This is a genomic window from Brevibacillus sp. M2.1A (assembly GCF_013284355.2).
Taxonomy (GTDB): domain Bacteria; phylum Bacillota; class Bacilli; order Brevibacillales; family Brevibacillaceae; genus Brevibacillus.
In genome coordinates this window covers 1,538,064-1,554,835 of sequence record NZ_JABSUY020000001.1, presented here as the reverse complement: position 1 = coordinate 1,554,835, position 16,772 = coordinate 1,538,064, and the positions used below count along the sequence as shown (strand labels likewise).

Here is a 16,772-nt window from a genome sequence, read left to right as displayed (position 1 = left end):
TGGCGCACAAAAGATCTTGTTGTTCTTGAAAGACTTCGGCTACGACGCAGAATGGGAGCGTAAATACCAAAAAATCTGGATGGAATTATCCGAAGAGTATCGGTTTGACTACTTGCAGAAAAAGATTCGGGCCATCATCTCATCAACTATCTGATATTCCTCTGACAAATCCCTTTTATCATCGAGTTAACAGATCGATGGAGGGATTTTTTTGTTAAAAGAAAATAGAACGTTTCGCACCCTGTTCATCTCGTACGGACTGTCTACGCTTGGCGATTGGTTTGATTTTATTGCGGTATCCATCCTCTTGGGGTTTGTGTGGAAGGTTGATCCGATGACGATGGCCCTCCTGCCCGTTGCCTATGCAGCTCCAAGCATTTTGCTCGGGCAGTTTGCCGGAGTACTTGCAGACCGCGTGAACAAGGTACGAATGATCATGACCATGAATATCATGCAGGCTGCTCTCACTCTGCTCCTGCTTGCCATGCCGAATCCATTTTGGTTCTTGGTGGTCATTGCCTTGCGTTCAGGTGCTTCTGTCTTCAATGATCCGGCGCAACAGACCTTGACACGTCAAACCGTACCCGAGAATCAATTGTTACAAGCCTCTGCTTTGAATGGAGCCGTATTCCAGATGGGGAAATTAATCGGTCCACTTGCCGGAGGATTGGTAGCGGCGATTTTTGCCCCCGCCATTTGTCTGATGATTAATGCTTCGACCTTCCTTCTCTCTACTGGATTTCTGTTCACGATTCGCAAAGTGGAGAATACGTTGTCTCGTACATCCGCAGAAGAGCAACCTATCCCTTACCGTCAAGCATGGCAAGAGGGCTGGCGCATCTTTTTGAAAAACCGTATCCTGTTGTTCAGCACGATCTTCGCAACCATTACCTCGTTGGCGATTCAGTTGGCGGATACACAGCTTCCCGTGATTTTCCGCGAAAAGCTGCCCGACAATCCGGAAATGCTCGGGGTTACGGTCAGTGTCATTGGATTAGGGGCACTTGTCACCGTCACCTGGCTCCATCGTCTAAAAGAGATTCGTTCTTACGGGTGGGTGCTGGGCGGTGGCGTTTTGCTCATCGGAATTAGCTTTACGTGGATTGGATTTTTCCAGCCGGCTGATGGCATGTATTGGCTTCTGATTCCCGCTATATTGGCTGGAGTCGGAACAGGCCTGACTTCGGTCGGCGCCAATTATTTGGTACAAAAAGAAAGCCCTCCGCAAGCACTGGGCCGCGTAAGGGGAATTATCGATTCAATGACGAGCGCCACTTTCATTATTGCTCCGTTGCTCGGTGGCGTCATCATGACCATTTGGGGTCCAAATACCGCTTTTCTATGGGTCGGAATGTTAATCGCTTTGATTGGCGGAGCAGCTGTCCTCCTACAACGATGGATTTGGGGGAATCGAACAAAAGACGTGGCTGTTGCTACCGCTACGATTGGATCGGAACGAGTCGGATAATTTTATCGTCCCCTTCCCTCGGATTTCCGCGACCATCGCGGTTGTTGGTCAACAAGTAGAGTGTGCCGTCTTTTCCTTCGACCACATCGCGCAGTCGCCCGAACTCGTCTTGGAACAGAGTAACAGCCTCCAACACCGTATCTGGTTGAGTAACGTCTAAGCTAATTTTCTGAAGCTGCTTACCCCTGAGGTTCGCTACGAGCAGTTGTCCTTTCCACAGCCCTTTGGATACAAACGTCATGCCAGAAGGAGCCCATGTCGCATCACCGCTTTGCAGGAGGGGGGATTTCATCCCCTCTTTTTGCTGTTCACCTGAAATGACCGGCCAGCCGTAATTGGCGCCCGGCTCGATCCGATTGATCTCATCGTGTGCAGTCTGGCCGTGTTCCGAGCTATAGAGTATCGCTGTATCCGGATACCATGCGATGCCTTGCGGATTGCGATGTCCATAACTGTAAACAGGTGAGCCTGAAAAAGGATTGTCGGCAGGAATGGTTCCATCCAGATTGACGCGCAAAATTTTTCCGGCGAGACTTGCCCGATCTTGCGCAAGCATCGGCTCATGCGCATCGCCTGTCGTGATATAGAGGCGCTGATCCGGACCGATTTTGATCCGACCTCCGTTGTGGATCGAGCTTCCCGGGATTTTGTCGAGGAGCACCTTGTCAATCTGTGCTGCGTTGTTTGCTTCCCGCAGTCGCAGGACACGATTGAAAGTGGCGTCTCCCTCTCTGTATGTATGGTAAACGTACAAGTAGTGATTATTCGCAAAATCGGGATCAAGCACAAGGCCCAACAGCCCACCTTCTCCCTCGCTTATGAACGGGGCAGGGAATGAGATGAGTGGCTTTGGCAGTAGCTTGCCTGATTGAATTACTCGCACTCTTCCTGGTCGCTCTGTAAAAAAGATTCGACCATCCGAGGCTATGTCTATGGCCCAAGGCACATCCAATTGATCAGCCAATACCTCCATCCGATAGGGAAGAGTCTGTTGAGCTGGCTGCGATTCTGTTGCAGGATTCGCTTCGCAAGCCACAACCGGCATACTCAAGATCAAGGTAAGCACACACACCATCCATTTTTTCCACATCTCACGTTTTCCTCCCTGCGCGATTTTGTCCAATAAGAATCAGGAAGCATGCTAGAAAAAGTTTCGCTAGTGCACGCTTATGCTCCTTTTTCACTGCGTAAAAAATCGGTTTGGATGCCCTCCAGCAGTTGCCGAAGCTGAGGCGGATGTCCAGCTTTTAGAGCTTTTGCTTCATTCGTCATGAAGTCTATTTAGTTTTTTTGCCATTTCATCCTCTTTTATGCCTTTTCAAATGGTTGACTGATGCCGCTTCTTCCCTCCCCTCCAGCCCCTCCAATCTCACTAGCCAAAAAAGACAAAAAAAAAATTGGTCCCCATTGAACCAATTCACAAAAATACCTACTCAATATTCACTCGTCTTCGTTCCTCGATTTGTCGATGCAAAATGTACTTGCGCAAATTGTGAAAATGACGTGCATTGATTCCTTTGATCGTACAGCCATAAAAATAGTTCGGACCCTCTATTCGTTCATGTATGATAACCAGGTCAGTTTTCACTACCCCATCCGGGCGATTGCGACCATACAATTCAAAAGAAAAGACAATTTGCTGATCCGCAGGCATCTGTTTGTCTGAGCGGAATGCCAAGCCTCCCAGGCTCAAATTCACCAAGTACACCATTTGACTATAGACGGAAAAAAATGAGTCTGGCTCCTGCGTCGGATACTGGATCCAGCCCTTAACCTCCATGTCGAAACGGGGATAGCGCCTGCGCTGTTCCCGAAACTCAGCAGCTGTTGGAGAGTGGAACAAAAACAAGCGATTTTTGTCTTTAGCCACGACCACGGCTTCAAACGTACTGATCGTTTCATAGTCAGCCGTCAATAGACAAGGGATCTGATCCCCTACTGTGACTTCCAATGGGCCGGGAAATACGGCTTCGATCAAGTCCCCTTCTTCATAGGTAACATGACCTTCTATCACTCGATTCCCTTTTCTAATTTGTATTATGCTTTCCATCTGCGTTCTCCACCACTTCGCACAAATATATTACCGGGATTTCCGAAATCTTTACCTGGATGCTTTTCGCGGAAAATAAGGTATAATGGGAACATTGACAGATAGGAGGTTACAGACCGATGAATCGTTATCAATTGGTAACACTGGCTTTGGCATTTTTGGTAACCGCCTGTCTCATCGGAGTTGGCATTGCCATTGGGGAAAAAAGCCCCCTCGGTATCCTTGGCTGTATCGTTGTTGCCTTCTCGTTGATGGGATTTGGCTTTTCGTACAAGCGCAAGCATATGCGCTAACCTCTTCTCCGTTATCGCCGTACAAGCAAACTGTTCACATAAAACAGGACAGAGGGCAAGCCCTTAGCCTGCTTCAGTAGTTGTCTAGCGATAGTATAAATGTGTGGCTGGCTCCGATTTACCTTGCGATCCGCGAGATAAAACGCGACTAGCCCGTCCACGATCATACGGTGAAATGCAGGATTTGGCAAGCGTTTAACGCTTGCCTTTGCTTGTTTTATGAAAAGCTTCAAGCGTTCAGTCGCTATCCGTTCCGAATCGTAATAGCTCACGAAGTTTAAATCTCCACCCATTTTATCTTCTTCCAGGTCAATTAAATAGTCCAATAAAATATGTAACCCGCACAGCCACGGAAAGTAAGCTTCACTTACCGTTTGTATTTGCTCTTCCCCTACATCCGGATCAGTCGCCAAGCAAAAAAGAGCGAATATCCCGATGGTCGAGCCTGTGACAGCCGCAAATTCTTGCCAGTGCAAATCGTGATAGCGTTCTTTATACTGATCCCACCACGTCAACAAGTGATCCTCGCGCAAATGGGGAGCAATGTGCTTATATACTTGCAAATCGCTATACAAACAAGAAAACTCGAGTATCTTCGCCTGGACTTTTTCATAGGCTGGCAATTGTGCAACATGCTGTTGACAGGTCTGAACCAGCCCGGCCAAAAAGCCGCCGTCATCCTTATCCTCGCGGTACAAATAATAGTCTCGCAAGGACGCGCCTGGTGTCAGTGCATCCTGCATCGACACGTGAAGCTGACGGAAGTCTTGCGGGTCTAGTGACGTGCTGCGATCACACAGATTATCCAAGTAGTCGCTGATTGTTTGATAGGCGACAATCAGCGGAACTATTGTCTCTACATGCGGGATGACTTGTGCTGCATAAACACATCCCCCTTGGCAGTGAAACTTTTTGGAGTTCATGCTGTCTTGTGCCTGTTTTCTCAGCTCGGGATTGGGAATCGCCTGTGCTCTTTTGTACCAGGCCGCAAACTCCCGCTCCAGAACAGGTTGCACATGACGATAGACTCGGTATAGTAGCTGCCATGGATTACGTAGTTCGCTCACTTATTTCCCTCCCAAAACAAATGGTAAACGAAAGACATTCCGAAGCTTTTACCAGCTTACATCGAAGTCTTCGCTCATGACCAATAGAAATATCTTATCACATTTGGATGCCCACTCCAAAAGTCAGCCCTGAAATACACCAATTCGCCTTTTTGACTCCATATAGAGTACGAAAATGAACTTTTTAGTATTGATACGAGTAGAAGAGATCGTCATTTCCTTCTGCTTCTCCAGCTCCAGCATGCGTTTTCGCACCTCGGTAAAATCAAAGAATGTGGTCGCGTAGCTCTCAAATTTGGGATTGCTGTAATCGGTCAGCCCAAGGGAAGCCAGATGGGTTAATGCCTGATAAATGGCTCTGCGAACCCGCTGCTCAGCGGCCTTCGTTTCCTTTTGGATCAGGACATTCACTCCCTTCCCCAGCTTGCGGGCAGCAATCGCCCAAAAAATATCGCGTAAAGGAGGAAGATTTACTTCTCCATCCCTTTCCTTCTCCCAGCGATACAGCCACTCCATCATGTCGAGCAAATCTTTGCTGCCTTTTTCGCTAATCATTCCCAATTCAGTCAAGAGAAACCGTGCGGAAGACAAGATGCCTTTTTCCGGAAACGATGCTTCTTTTGAGGGAGCTGCCGTCACATTCATACTGCCGGACAAAACGGAAAGCGACCGCTGAATACCCTCGATGGATTGTTGGAGCAATATGCGTTCCCGTACCTTTTGCAGGACACTGATGACCTCCAGGCGATTCACCGGTTTGGTCACGTAGTATTCGACCCCTGCCGCATACGCCTCAGCGATCATCTCCTTCGTTTCGATTTGCGAGATCATGACAATTTTGCCTGTAAAACGCCTCAGTTGGCGCACCGTTTCAATGCCATCTCGATTCGGCATCAAAAGATCAATCAACAAGATGTCTACTTGCTTCCAATTCAAAAAATCGTGGTCTATCTGTGAGCCGTCCTCAGCTTCCCCACATACCTCTCCCAAATCAGCATCCTCAATCATTTGACCGAGCATGAATCGAATCCCAGGATCATCGTCCACGATGAAGTAGCGCATGAGGTCACCCTTTCTGAATCAGACTTGCGATTGGCAGGCGAATGCAAAATTGTGTCGTTTGTCCGTATGAGTCCTCGGATAAATCAATCATTCCTTGGAGGCTGTCTGTCACTTCCTTTACGTATGAAAGTCCGATCCCCGTGGATGGTCTGCCTGATACGTCATATTTGGTCGTGAATCCAGGCATGAACAAGAGCTCCTTGTCCTTCACCACAATGCCTGGCCCATTATCGGTTACACGAAAATGAATCCACTCCCGACTCTCGTCAATCGTAGCCACGATCGATACCATCCCCCGGTCACGAATGGCTTCGACACTGTTGCCGACCAGATTGTTGATGAGTGAGAGTGTGGTGTAAATGTGGCAAGCGAGATACGGCACCTCCACATTTGTTTCAAACTGAATGTCCTTCTCCAACATTCTTGCGTACTTTCGTTGGCCCTGAACAATGATCCCTATCAATTCGCCAAGTGGCATGTAGTCTCGATCATTCTCGTCAGAAATCAGCTTGGAGAGGCCTGCATATATGCGTTGATTGTCCTTTTTTACTTCATGTACTTGTCCGGCAAGGGACAGCAACCGCTTTGCGTATCGTTTACCCGTCCCATTCTTTTGTTCCACCTCGTTCATTTCGCGATACAGCTCATAGCAGTTGCGCGTGATTTCCTCAACCTGATGCAATGTCTTTTTTAGAAGAACAGATTCCTCGTACAAATTGGAAATGAGTATCAACATCTGCTCATTTCGATTACGCTGTTGCTTTTCCATCCATTTCGCCTGACGCAGCTGAATTATATTGAAAAAACCAAGTACAAAAAAACTGCGTATCAACGCAATGACGGCAATCGGTCCTACGACCTCCAACTGAAAGACTCCCTCCCAGGACACTGCACGGAAGGACAGCTCTACCAGATTCGCTGCTATTTCTGCGACTGTCCCCAACAGTCCCACCCAAAGCGGTCGATGATGTAGCATATTAACGCGAAAGAGCGAGAATAGACAAGCAAAGGTAGCATAATAGCAAAATGCGGGGAAGTGCATCTGAAGAGAAGGCAGAAACGCAAAGACATCTCCATACACAAAATCCAAGACTATTCGAAATAGAACAACAATTAATCCCGTTACTATCCCTGCTAAAAAAGAAGGACGCAGCCACAATAAAAAAAAGAAAAAAGCCGTTGTACCAAAACTGATGCGGAAATCATCTTGAAACGGGTGAAATTTGAGCTCTCCGGCAATCGGGACAGCAATGAGCATAAGCAGCAGGATTGAAATGGTTTCTCTCATAAAATGTTGCCCGCACTTCCTCATAAGAAGTTGTTCAAAAAATTCGTCAACGTTTATTTCCTAGTTTACTATATTTTTCTATAGATTTTTGTAGTTTTTTATAGACCTCCCCTTACAATGCCGTAGAAAGCCATATAAACAGAACATTTAGACTAGGGGGAATTATCTTGAATAAGCGTCATTTTCTTCTCTCGCTCACACTGCTTCTGTCCATGTCGCTCATGACAGCATGTGGAGGTGGCGGGAACTCTGCACAAGGAGGTGCAGGTGGAGGCAGCTCCAACTCAGGAGGAAGCGCCGATCCCTCCCAATTAATTATTGCAACAGGCGGTACAGGAGGCACTTATTTCCCACTCGGCGGCGGCATGGCTGACCATATTACGAAAAACGCTGGGATTACTGCTACAGCACAAGCCACAGGCGCTTCAGCAGAAAACATTCGCCTCCTTCGCGATAAAAAGGCGGACATCGCCTTTACACAAAACGACATTGCCGAGTATGCGTCAAAAGGAACGAACATGTTTCAGCAAGACGGTAAAATTGATTCCTTCCAGGCATTGGGCGCTCTCTACGATGAGACCATCCAAATCGTGGTCTCTGCTGACAGCAATATTAAAAGTGTTGCCGATTTGAAAGATAAGCGCGTATCTGTTGGAGCTCCCGGAAGCGGTACGGAAGTGAACGCCCAGCAAATTTTGGAAGCATACGGGATGACCTTTGAAGATACCAAGCTCCAGCGCCTCTCCTTTGCTGACTCCGCCAAAGCCATTCAGGACGGACAATTAGATGCTGCCTTCCAAACCGCTGGTACGCCTACCGCAGCAATCACGGAGCTGGCAGCGACAACTGGTGTTAAAATCATTCCAATAGACGCGGACAAAATCGATGCAATCATCGCCAAATACCCTTACTACGTGAAAACAACCGTGCCTGCCAATACGTATCAAACCGTTCCAGAAGAAGTGACAACTGTCTCCGTCAAATCGATGCTTTTGATTCGCTCCGATCTCAGTAACGACCTCGTGTACAAAGTAACAAAGGCAATCTATGAGAACAGCGACAAGCTCGGTCACGCCAAAGCCAAGGAAATCAAGCTGGAGAACGTGAAGAACGGCGTCAGCATCCCTGTTCACCCGGGTGCCCAAAAGTACTTCGACGAAAAAGGCGTGAAGTAAAGCCAGATGGTTTTTATCCAGGCAGTAACAAAGGGAAGAGGGCGGACGTTGTTCCGCCTTTTCTCCTTCCTACTTCTCGTCCTTGTCATTTATGTAGGCATCTCCACTCCGCTGTTTCCCGCTTTGGTTATTCGGGATACACAGTCAAATCAAGTAGTTTGGAGTGCCAACATACAGGATGAAGCAGTCTTTGGCATCCGCTGGACTCATTCCATTCATCGCTCCACAATTGAGGAGCAATACCGGATTGTAGACAATCAAATTATTTTGTCAGAGATGAGCTTTCACGACTACGGTATCGGCATGGAAAATGAATTGGCTCCTGGCGAGGAGCTGGTTCTGGCCGATGGACGATTCCACATTCGCAATATGCAGCGTTCTTTTCCTGCCCTACGGCTATTTATCGGGCAAGTACGGGCTAATCATACGTTGCTTTTCGCTGGACAGGATATTCCGTTGAGTTTGATCGACAAGCCGGGAGAAGCCATCACGATTCAGGCAGAAAAGCGATCCATTTTGAGCGAGTTAGGAGGTTACTAGATGAGTACAGCATCGAATATGAACCAGCAAGAGATGGATAAGCTGATCGCGCAATACGACAAAGAATCAGCCACACGCCAGCTCGCGGGTCCCATCAAGTGGATCTCTTTTGGTCTACTTGTCCTCTTCTCCCTGTACCAGTTATCCAGCACACTTTTCTTTACATTGCCTCCCCAGATTCACCGCCCGATCCACTTGGCTTTCGGGCTAGCACTTGTCTATCTGTTATATGCGGGGACATCCAAAGGGAACAATCACAAAATCGGAATCGTGAACATGATTCTCGCCCTGCTTGGAGTCTTCGTATCATTGTATTGGGTCATTGACTACGAAGGACTCGTGACCCGAACAGGCAACTATACAACATTGGATATGGTGGTCGGCGGTATTGCTGTCGTGCTTGTCCTTGAGGCTGCACGACGAGTCGTCGGAATTCCAATCGCTCTCATCGCCACTATTTTTCTTTTATACACCTACCTCGGACCTTATATGCCCGGCTTTTTGGAGCATCGCGGCAATGATGTCGAGCGGATTATCGGACACAGCTACTACACACTAGAGGGGATTCTTGGTACGCCACTCGCCGTTTCCTCTACTTTTATCTTTTTGTTTGTACTGTTTGGTGCGTTTCTCGAAAAAACAGGCGTCGGTGAGTATTTTAACGATTTGTCACTAGTCATTGCAGGCAGACGAATCGGCGGTCCTGCGAAGGTAGCCGTTTTTTCCAGCGCCCTGCAAGGGACGATTAGCGGCAGCTCTGTGGCCAATGTCGTTACCTCCGGCGCCTTTACCATCCCGATGATGAAGCGGCTCGGCTATCGCTCCGAATTTGCCGCGGCGGTGGAAGCCTCCTCCTCTACCGGGGGACAAATCATGCCTCCGGTAATGGGAGCTGCTGCCTTTTTGATGGCGGAGTTCATCGGCGTTCCTTACTTGGAGATCGCCAAATCAGCGATTCTTCCTGCGATTTTATTTTTCGTAGGAATCTGGATTATGACGCACTTTGAAGCGAAGCGACTCGGATTGCGTGGACTCTCGAAGGAAGAACTGCCGAACAAAAAAGAAGTTTTGAAAAAAATGTACTTGCTCCTCCCCATCGTGATCATTATTACAGCCTTGATGATGAACATCTCCGCCGAGCGGGCAGCGATTATCGGTATCGTCTCTACGATTGTCGTAGGAGCCTTCCGAAAAGAAACCCGCATGTCTATTGCTGATATTTTTGCAGCGCTTGCCTCTGGTGCCAGAATGGCTCTCGGCGTCGTGGCCGCAACCGCGTGTGCCGGAATCATTGTCGGTACGATTACGTTGACAGGGATTGGGTTGAAGCTGGCAAATGGTCTGATTGATCTGGCTGGCGGCCAGCTTTTGCTTACGTTGTTCTTTACTATGATCGCATCGCTTATTTTGGGAATGGGAACGCCAACAACGGCGAACTACATTATCACTTCGACCATCGCGGCTCCAGCGCTCATTCAATTGGGCGTTCCTGCTATCGCGGCTCACATGTTTACCTTCTACTTCGGAATTGTCGCAGACATCACGCCACCAGTTGCGCTTGCTGCCTTCGCTGCTTCAGGCATTGCCAAGTCAAAGCCAATCCAGACAGGCGTAGAATCAACGCGGCTATCGATCGCCGCTTTTATGGCTCCCTATATTTTCGTCTTCTCGCCAGCCTTGCTGCTGATTAATACCACCTTGCTGGAATCAATCTGGGTCATGCTGACATCTATACTTGGGATGATCGGAGTAGGCGCAGGATTGATCGGATACTGGATGTCCAAGCTAAACGTATTGGAGCGAATCCTGGCCATTGCTGGTGGCGTGCTCGCGGTCATCCCCGGAATTGAAACGGATATCGCCGGCTTTATTTTGATCACACTCGTATTTGCCCTGTCGTATTACAAAGCCCGGAAGCAAAAGCAATCTGTACAAACGACACTGTAAGAAACAAACAAAAAACCCTCCCAAGCGTTCGTTTCCTGTTGTCAGGAAGCTTTTGCCCAGGAGGGTTTTCTTCATTTATTCTTCTTGTTCGCTTCGAATGATTTTGGTCCAGCCATCTACTTGCTCCACGCGGCGTTCCTTCATCAGCTTGCCGAGTGCCCGCTTGAAGCTGGATTTGCTCATTTGGAATTTTTCTCGGATGACATCTGCGTCTGTCGAATCGGTATAAGGCATCGCTCCGTCACGATTGATCATATAGCGCAGCAGCTTGTCCGCATCTTCGCCATACTGTACTTCCTTGCGCTCTTTCATGGAACCGTTCAGACGGCCATCCTCACGCACAAAGCTGACGCGGCAGCGCACAGTTTGTCCGAGGCGCAGACGCCCTACCATTTCATCACGATGAATGAAAAGGATATGCTCGTCCTCCGTCAACAGGAATGCACCTGCTTGAATCACTTTGTAGACCGTGCCTTCGACAGACTTGTTTTTCATACTCTCATCTGCCATTGCTGCGATCTTGACGATTTCGTTTTCAGTGACCGGCTTTGCCAAGAGTCTGCCGAGCTTGTCTTGCTTCAGCGCTACCAGCATTTGATCCTTGGGGCGCGGCCATTCATCGCTATGCTTCGGCAGGTCATCGATAAACAAGAGCAGATCCTTGTTAATGCCGTTGTCCAGAAATACACCCATGCGCGGAGAAATGTCCACTACTTCCAGCCAGCCGTATTCACCCATGCCGACATGAGGCATGTCCATGGTCGCAGCCAGTCGGTTTTCGTGATCATGGTACAAAAACACTTCGACCTCATCATCGATATGTAAACGCTCATGCGCTTCATTGGCATGGAGAAACACTTCATCATTGCCATCGCTTAAAAAATAGCCGATTTCCGTTTTACGCGCTACCGTCATGGTAAGCGTCATTCCTGCCGCCAAATTGCCGTTCTGAATGATTTGGGGCTCACGCTTTTCACGTTTTTCACGCTGTTGTCTTTTGTACATATGTATTTTTTCCTCGCTCTCTACCTTTGTGCACACTAAATATACCCATCCCCCGCGAGAAAATACCACAACTTTTTTCTAACAAAATAACGATGCCCAACGAAATAGGCAAGTCTTCCATTCACGAACATACATATGACAGTAAGACTGGCTTGGCCCTACTTTTTCAAGACTGGAGTGACTCTTGCCTATGCTGTTGTTGCTTGAACATATTTTTCTCGGCATTGTACAAGGCTTGACTGAATTTTTACCGATATCCAGCACGGGTCATCTCGTCCTGTTTCGCAAAGTGTTTGGCATGCAGGAGGTCGGACTTTTATTTGACACGATGCTCCATTTCGGTACGCTGATTGCTGTTGTTATCGTCTTTTGGCCACAGGTTCGTTATATTATTATGAATCCGATGAGCAAACTGACAAAGCTATTGGTCGTAGGCACCATCCCTACGGCTGTGATCGGACTCGCCTTTGAAGATTATTTTGAAGAAATCTCCCAGACGGGCATTACGATTGGGTGGGAATTTCTTGCGACAGGCGCCATCCTCTGGGCGGTGGAGTCCATGCGCCGTGGCAATCGAAAATTTGAGGAAATCAACTACACGGACGCCCTCATCATCGGGACACTGCAAGGTGCTGCCATCCTGCCTGCTATTTCCCGCTCAGGACTGACAATTGCCGGTGCTCTCCTGCGCGGAATCGACCGTGCGGACGCTGCACGTTTTTCGTTTTTAATATCCTTGCCTGCGATTCTGGGTGCTTGTGTCTTGCAAACAGCCAAGCTCGTAGAAACACCGCTTGAAACAGCTTTATTGATCCCGATGCTCGTGGGCACCATGTTTGCCGGACTAGCTGGATATGCAGCCATTCGCTGGATGCTTACGATCATCAGTACAGGGTCGATGAAGGGCTTCGCTATCTACGTCTGGGTATTGGGTGGGTTCATTTTACTCATGCAGCTCTTGGGCTGGTAGTGTGAAAAAAGCCGGCTGCTTGCTCGCCGGCTTTCATCTGCTTTCTTCCTTGTCTGGATAACGGCTGGCAATTAATTTGCCTACCAATAAAATTACGCCGTAGAACGCCGTTGCCAAAAGCGAGGTAGCCAGCCACGTTGCCGTTCCCAGCACCAGATAAAGCGCAGCATGAGCAGCAAAGATACCTACCAGCCACAGCATAATGTTCATTCGATTAAAAAACGTCATCAAACTACGCAATTGCCTCGCACCTCCACCATTCCATTTACTACTGTTATAGCCGATGAAACGGTGTTTTATCCCCTTACTGCTCTCCAAGATCAGGATGAGGCACAATAACCGCAAAGCCTGCTCGCTCCAAAATTTCTGCCAGTACCGAAAGAGGCGTGTCGGCAACCTCTCTGTATATTTTCGGCGTATGCAGATGGATCGCATCAGGAAAATCTTCACTTAAATGCGTTCGCAATTTTTTCCCACTGTCATCTTCATCCGTAAATAGGTATACCTCATCTGCATCTGCTGCTTCCGTTTGAGCAAGCAATTTCTCTCCTTTTTCCAAACTGTAGGAACCGTATGTACAAAGAATCGTAACAGGCTCAGCCAGCACTCGAAGCAAGCGTTCCTTGTCTGTCTTCCCCTCCACGATCATGACACACCCTGCCATCCGCTCCCATCCTCCCTGGCACAGCATTTTTATTTAGTATACCTCAACTGCCATCTAGGAAAATGAGGATGACTACTCCCCTTCGAAACAACGCATCTTAAGGAAGCATCCATTAACAAACAGGGGGTAGTAATATGTCCAAATTCAAAAGCGCCAAAAACCTGAATCAAAAAGGATTAGCTGTAGCAGGGCTGACCAGCAGTACGGTTGCGGATGATACGCATACAGAAAACAACCAAGGATCTTCCCATCAGCATCAATACAACAACGAAAATAGGAAGAATCAAAAATAAAAAAAATGAAATGGTTGCCTGAATAGAGTTTCCTTAGTAAGATAGTTTTATGAATATTGAACAACTTGAACTAACCGAAAAGCGAATCAAAATTTTTAAAGCGTTGGCAGATGAGACAAGGCTAGCCATTTTAAAAGCCTTATATCATTCCGGCAACGAGCTGAGTTGTACAGAAGTGGGCTTGACCTGCGATACTTCCAAGTCCAATGCCTCCTATCATTTCAAGACACTTCGAGAGGCAGGACTGATCAAAGTCAGAAAGGAGGGGCAAACACGGTACATGCGCATCTATAAAGAGACATTTGATCATATACTGCCTGGCTTTTTAGATACCTTGTGATTGGTATCCTTTTTTTGCCCAGTAGTTCAAAAGTTATTTAACTATAGGATTATAAAACAAAGAGGAGAGTTTTCATAATGGAGCGCCTATTTTTGATGATCTTTTTCTTCACCATGTTTTTGATTGGCACGAACACATTTATCATTAGCCCACTGCTGCCAACCTTGCGAGAGTTATATCACGTATCCACGAGCCAGGCAGCCTGGCTGATCGGAACTTATGCTCTCGGATTTGCTTTGGCCGCTTTAGTCGCTGGTCCGCTATCTGATAATCGAAATAGGAAACATGTGATGGCAGTCGGTATGCTTGGATTTGCACTTTCCACAATTGCATGTGCCTTTGCACCTAGCTTCACCGCGATGCTTTTCTTTCGCTTCCTTGCCGGGATCTGTTCTGCCTTTATCGGACCTCAAGTGTGGGCTGCCATTCCTGTTTTGTTTCCCCCTGCACGTATCGGAAAAGCAATGGGAGTTGTCATGGCTGGTCTTTCCGTTTCCCAAGTGATCGGTGTCCCTATAGGCAGTTTTCTGTCAGCTTATCATTGGTCGTTCCCTTTTTTGGCTGTAGGAATTACTTCTCTCGGAGCTTTTGTACTCATTATCCGAAAACTTCCTGATTTATTGCCGCCTACCTCCATAGCCGGGCTTGGAACAAACAACGCCCGAGTGGCTATTTTTGCACGTTACAAGGATCTGTTGCGACTGCCACAAGCTTCACGCAGCTTTATCGGCTATTTCGTTTTCATGACGGGTGTCTATGCAGTCTTTTCATTCTATGGTGTATGGCTTTCCGATCAATATCAGCAATCCGTTACCGAAATTGGCTTGATCACTTTAGTTATCGGGCTTGGCAACACCGTTGGCAGCTTACTCAGCGGTTGGTTACTCGAGCGTTGGAAGAGAAGTACGATTTTGACCGTTGGGTTTCTGGGCAGCGCCCTACTCTATCTTGTTTTGCCTTACATACCGGGAGTCGGCTTTTTGCAGGTTGTCCTCTTCTTCATGTACTGCTTTGGCGGTGTACTCGTGCCTGTTCTGATGGGTTACTTGCAATCATTGTCCGACACCTCGCGCGGTACTATATCGAGCTTGGCCAACGCTTGCATGTACATAGGGACATTCATTGCCTCTTCTTTCGCAGGCAGTTTGTATTCTAATTTTGGTTTCGCGGGGGTCAGCACCTTCGCCTCATTCACGTTTCTTATCGCTTATTTTCTCTTTGTTTGGAGGACTGGTAAATTAAATGTAACCGCACAAGCATGAGTCCTTTACATTCCCTCTTCGCCTTGCTACGCTATGGTCAAATTCATTTTATCGAAGTCAGCAGGACGGAGAGGGTCAACGTGGATTCATCCCCATCTTTATGGAAAAATAGTTCGTTCCTCAAGCTCTGGCTTGCACAAATGACCGCAAGCATCGGAGATCATTGCTACAGCTTCGCTTTACTCTGGTATTTGCTCCAAGCAACCAAATCGGGTACGGTGTTGAGCCTGCTCGCAATCCCGGAAATGGTGGCGGGTCTCATGTTTTACCTCGTCGGCGGGGTTATGGCTGACCGGTACAGCCCACGCATGCTTATGGTGGGTGCAGATGTTGCGCGAATTCTAGTCGCGATCACGGTAGGCATCATGGTCTACATAGGTGTGGAAGAGTTTGCTTTTTTTCTGGCAGCCCAATTCTTGTTGGGTTTGTTCTCCAGTCTGTTTCAGCCAGCACGAACCGTTGCACTCAAATCAGCGGTTCCCCAAGAGCAGCTAGGGCGAGCAAATGCCATCTTGGATACAACTTTCCGAACGATTCGGATTATTGCGCCTATGTCAATTGGACTGGTCGCTTCGATCATGCCGCTGTCTACTTTGTTTTTTGTGAATGCAGGCAGCTATTTGATTTCCGTCTTGTTCCTTTATGCCATTCGTATTTCGTTGACTGATCAACAACAAGGATCTACTACGAAAATGACACCCAGTCAGTACGCCCGGGATATTGCCTCAGGTTTACGGGAGCTTAAACAAAATCGCGCTTTGTTCTTGATTCTTCTTTTTAGCAATATGGGCTTTCTCGTCTGGCAGGTTACTTACACGGTGGGCTTTCCGTTTATGGCAGAACGCATGCAGCAAGGTAACGGAAGTACATTAGCTGTCTTGTTGGGCTTCTACGGCATCGGGAACTTGCTGGGAAGCCTGTACATGGCTCGCTCGTTCTACACCCGGTATTTATTTGTGATTTTGGTTGGATGGGTGTTTCAGGCAGTCGGATTCCTGTTGCTAACGACAGGAGGCACCGTTCACTGGGTTGCCTTCCTCGGAGCAGCCGTGGCAGGGATCGGGGGGCCGCTCATTGGTATCCCGACCGTGACTGCTATTCAAATCAAAGCATCCAGCAGCAGCACAGGCAAAATTTTTGCGATCAACATGCTGATGTTCACCTTCTTTTGCACATTGTCCAGCAGCCTCGGTGCCATCTGGCTGGGCAAATGGCCCGTCGAGCAGCTTTTCCTCGTCAGTGGACTATTCCTCGCTGCCATGAGCTTCGCAGGCCTCCTGATTGAAAAACGAGCACCAGCCGAACAACACCAATCCTCCTCCGTTTAAGACGGAAGATTGGTGTTTTC

General features: G+C 47.9%; 18 protein-coding genes. 10 read left to right on the top strand and 8 right to left on the bottom strand.

The genetic code is table 11. The features are described 5' to 3' along the window. Positions 1-211 precede the first annotated feature (211 nt). The gene (locus tag HP567_RS07570; protein WP_173611300.1) at positions 212-1,468 is read left to right on the top strand and encodes an MFS transporter; all 1,257 of its coding nucleotides are present in this window, start codon (positions 212-214) and stop codon (positions 1,466-1,468) included. Here the strand turns inward: HP567_RS07570 and HP567_RS07565 are convergent. After that, positions 1,440-2,558 (bottom strand): PQQ-dependent sugar dehydrogenase, encoded by a 1,119-nt coding sequence (locus HP567_RS07565; protein WP_173611299.1) that lies wholly within the window; start codon positions 2,556-2,558, stop codon positions 1,440-1,442. The genes HP567_RS07570 and HP567_RS07565 overlap by 29 nt on opposite strands. Before the next feature lie 339 nt (positions 2,559-2,897). After that, positions 2,898-3,518, bottom strand: coding sequence for a PilZ domain-containing protein (locus HP567_RS07560; protein WP_173611298.1), 621 nt, complete (start codon positions 3,516-3,518; stop codon positions 2,898-2,900). Positions 3,519-3,637: 119 nt separating this feature from the next. Between HP567_RS07560 and HP567_RS07555 the strand changes: the two genes are divergently transcribed. Further along, positions 3,638-3,811, top strand: coding sequence for a YlaF family protein (locus HP567_RS07555; RefSeq protein ID WP_007722723.1), 174 nt, complete (start codon positions 3,638-3,640; stop codon positions 3,809-3,811). A gap of 11 nt (positions 3,812-3,822) precedes the next feature. Here HP567_RS07555 and HP567_RS07550 read toward each other — a convergent pair whose 3' ends face one another. The 3 genes from HP567_RS07550 to HP567_RS07540 all read right to left on the bottom strand — a co-directional run bounded on the left by HP567_RS07550 (position 3,823) and on the right by HP567_RS07540 (position 7,228). Then, positions 3,823-4,878, bottom strand: a complete 1,056-nt coding sequence (locus HP567_RS07550; RefSeq protein WP_173611297.1) for a tetraprenyl-beta-curcumene synthase family protein — start codon at positions 4,876-4,878, stop codon at positions 3,823-3,825. Positions 4,879-5,001: 123 nt separating this feature from the next. Next, on the bottom strand, positions 5,002-5,940 hold the full coding sequence (locus tag HP567_RS07545) for a response regulator (RefSeq protein ID WP_173611296.1): 939 nt from the start codon (positions 5,938-5,940) through the stop codon (positions 5,002-5,004). Between the two features lie 4 nt (positions 5,941-5,944). Further along, complete coding sequence (locus tag HP567_RS07540) at positions 5,945-7,228, bottom strand: sensor histidine kinase (RefSeq protein ID WP_173611295.1); 1,284 nt, start codon at positions 7,226-7,228, stop codon at positions 5,945-5,947. 167 nt (positions 7,229-7,395) lie between these two features. On the opposite strand from HP567_RS07540, the gene HP567_RS07535 reads away from it, so the two are divergent. From HP567_RS07535 to HP567_RS07525, 3 genes are read left to right on the top strand one after another with little or no spacing between them, the layout of a single operon-like run. Beyond that, positions 7,396-8,403, top strand: coding sequence for a TAXI family TRAP transporter solute-binding subunit (locus HP567_RS07535; protein WP_173611294.1), 1,008 nt, complete (start codon positions 7,396-7,398; stop codon positions 8,401-8,403). A gap of 6 nt (positions 8,404-8,409) precedes the next feature. Continuing rightward, the gene (locus tag HP567_RS07530; RefSeq protein ID WP_173611293.1) at positions 8,410-8,943 is read left to right on the top strand and encodes a DUF1850 domain-containing protein; all 534 of its coding nucleotides are present in this window, start codon (positions 8,410-8,412) and stop codon (positions 8,941-8,943) included. Beyond that, the gene (locus tag HP567_RS07525) at positions 8,944-10,890 is read left to right on the top strand and encodes a TRAP transporter permease (protein ID WP_173611292.1); all 1,947 of its coding nucleotides are present in this window, start codon (positions 8,944-8,946) and stop codon (positions 10,888-10,890) included. A 75-nt stretch (positions 10,891-10,965) separates the two neighbouring features. Here HP567_RS07525 and HP567_RS07520 read toward each other — a convergent pair whose 3' ends face one another. After that, positions 10,966-11,895: a CvfB family protein gene (locus HP567_RS07520; RefSeq protein ID WP_173611291.1), complete on the bottom strand. Its 930-nt coding sequence runs from the start codon at positions 11,893-11,895 to the stop codon at positions 10,966-10,968. A gap of 190 nt (positions 11,896-12,085) precedes the next feature. On the opposite strand from HP567_RS07520, the gene HP567_RS07515 reads away from it, so the two are divergent. Next, positions 12,086-12,865 carry an undecaprenyl-diphosphate phosphatase gene (locus HP567_RS07515; RefSeq protein WP_173611290.1) on the top strand — a complete coding sequence of 260 codons (780 nt, stop codon included), beginning with the start codon at positions 12,086-12,088 and terminating at the stop codon, positions 12,863-12,865. Between the two features lie 33 nt (positions 12,866-12,898). Here HP567_RS07515 and HP567_RS07510 read toward each other — a convergent pair whose 3' ends face one another. Continuing rightward, complete coding sequence (locus HP567_RS07510) at positions 12,899-13,105, bottom strand: hypothetical protein (RefSeq protein WP_173611289.1); 207 nt, start codon at positions 13,103-13,105, stop codon at positions 12,899-12,901. A gap of 64 nt (positions 13,106-13,169) precedes the next feature. Further along, positions 13,170-13,529, bottom strand: a complete 360-nt coding sequence (locus tag HP567_RS07505; protein ID WP_173611288.1) for a toprim domain-containing protein — start codon at positions 13,527-13,529, stop codon at positions 13,170-13,172. A 134-nt stretch (positions 13,530-13,663) separates the two neighbouring features. Between HP567_RS07505 and HP567_RS07500 the strand changes: the two genes are divergently transcribed. The 4 genes from HP567_RS07500 (at position 13,664) to HP567_RS07485 (ending at position 16,752) form a co-directional block, all read left to right on the top strand. Then, positions 13,664-13,822 carry a hypothetical protein gene (locus HP567_RS07500; protein WP_173611287.1) on the top strand — a complete coding sequence of 53 codons (159 nt, stop codon included), beginning with the start codon at positions 13,664-13,666 and terminating at the stop codon, positions 13,820-13,822. 49 nt (positions 13,823-13,871) lie between these two features. Further along, positions 13,872-14,162 carry an ArsR/SmtB family transcription factor gene (locus HP567_RS07495; protein ID WP_173611286.1) on the top strand — a complete coding sequence of 97 codons (291 nt, stop codon included), beginning with the start codon at positions 13,872-13,874 and terminating at the stop codon, positions 14,160-14,162. A gap of 77 nt (positions 14,163-14,239) precedes the next feature. Then, a complete protein-coding gene (locus HP567_RS07490; RefSeq protein ID WP_173611285.1) occupies positions 14,240-15,424 on the top strand; it encodes an MFS transporter in 1,185 nt (394 codons plus the stop codon). Between the two features lie 80 nt (positions 15,425-15,504). After that, a complete protein-coding gene (locus HP567_RS07485) occupies positions 15,505-16,752 on the top strand; it encodes an MFS transporter (protein ID WP_173611284.1) in 1,248 nt (415 codons plus the stop codon). The last annotated feature ends 20 nt before the right edge of the window (positions 16,753-16,772 follow it).

Bases quoted from the DNA above. Each gene is read 5' to 3' on its own strand.
- HP567_RS07565 (WP_173611299.1), bottom strand. From the start codon at position 2,558: ATGTGGAAAAAATGGATGGTGTGTGTGCTTACCTTGATCTTGAGTATG.
- HP567_RS07495 (WP_173611286.1), top strand. From the start codon at position 13,872: ATGAATATTGAACAACTTGAACTAACCGAAAAGCGAATCAAAATTTTT.
- HP567_RS07540 (WP_173611295.1), bottom strand. From the start codon at position 7,228: ATGAGAGAAACCATTTCAATCCTGCTGCTTATGCTCATTGCTGTCCCG.
- HP567_RS07520 (WP_173611291.1), bottom strand. From the start codon at position 11,895: ATGTACAAAAGACAACAGCGTGAAAAACGTGAAAAGCGTGAGCCCCAA.
- HP567_RS07505 (WP_173611288.1), bottom strand. From the start codon at position 13,529: ATGGCAGGGTGTGTCATGATCGTGGAGGGGAAGACAGACAAGGAACGC.
- HP567_RS07500 (WP_173611287.1), top strand. From the start codon at position 13,664: ATGTCCAAATTCAAAAGCGCCAAAAACCTGAATCAAAAAGGATTAGCT.
- HP567_RS07490 (WP_173611285.1), top strand. From the start codon at position 14,240: ATGGAGCGCCTATTTTTGATGATCTTTTTCTTCACCATGTTTTTGATT.
- HP567_RS07560 (WP_173611298.1), bottom strand. From the start codon at position 3,518: ATGGAAAGCATAATACAAATTAGAAAAGGGAATCGAGTGATAGAAGGT.
- HP567_RS07545 (WP_173611296.1), bottom strand. From the start codon at position 5,940: ATGCGCTACTTCATCGTGGACGATGATCCTGGGATTCGATTCATGCTC.
- HP567_RS07555 (WP_007722723.1), top strand. From the start codon at position 3,638: ATGAATCGTTATCAATTGGTAACACTGGCTTTGGCATTTTTGGTAACC.
- HP567_RS07525 (WP_173611292.1), top strand. From the start codon at position 8,944: ATGAGTACAGCATCGAATATGAACCAGCAAGAGATGGATAAGCTGATC.
- HP567_RS07515 (WP_173611290.1), top strand. From the start codon at position 12,086: ATGCTGTTGTTGCTTGAACATATTTTTCTCGGCATTGTACAAGGCTTG.
- HP567_RS07530 (WP_173611293.1), top strand. From the start codon at position 8,410: ATGGTTTTTATCCAGGCAGTAACAAAGGGAAGAGGGCGGACGTTGTTC.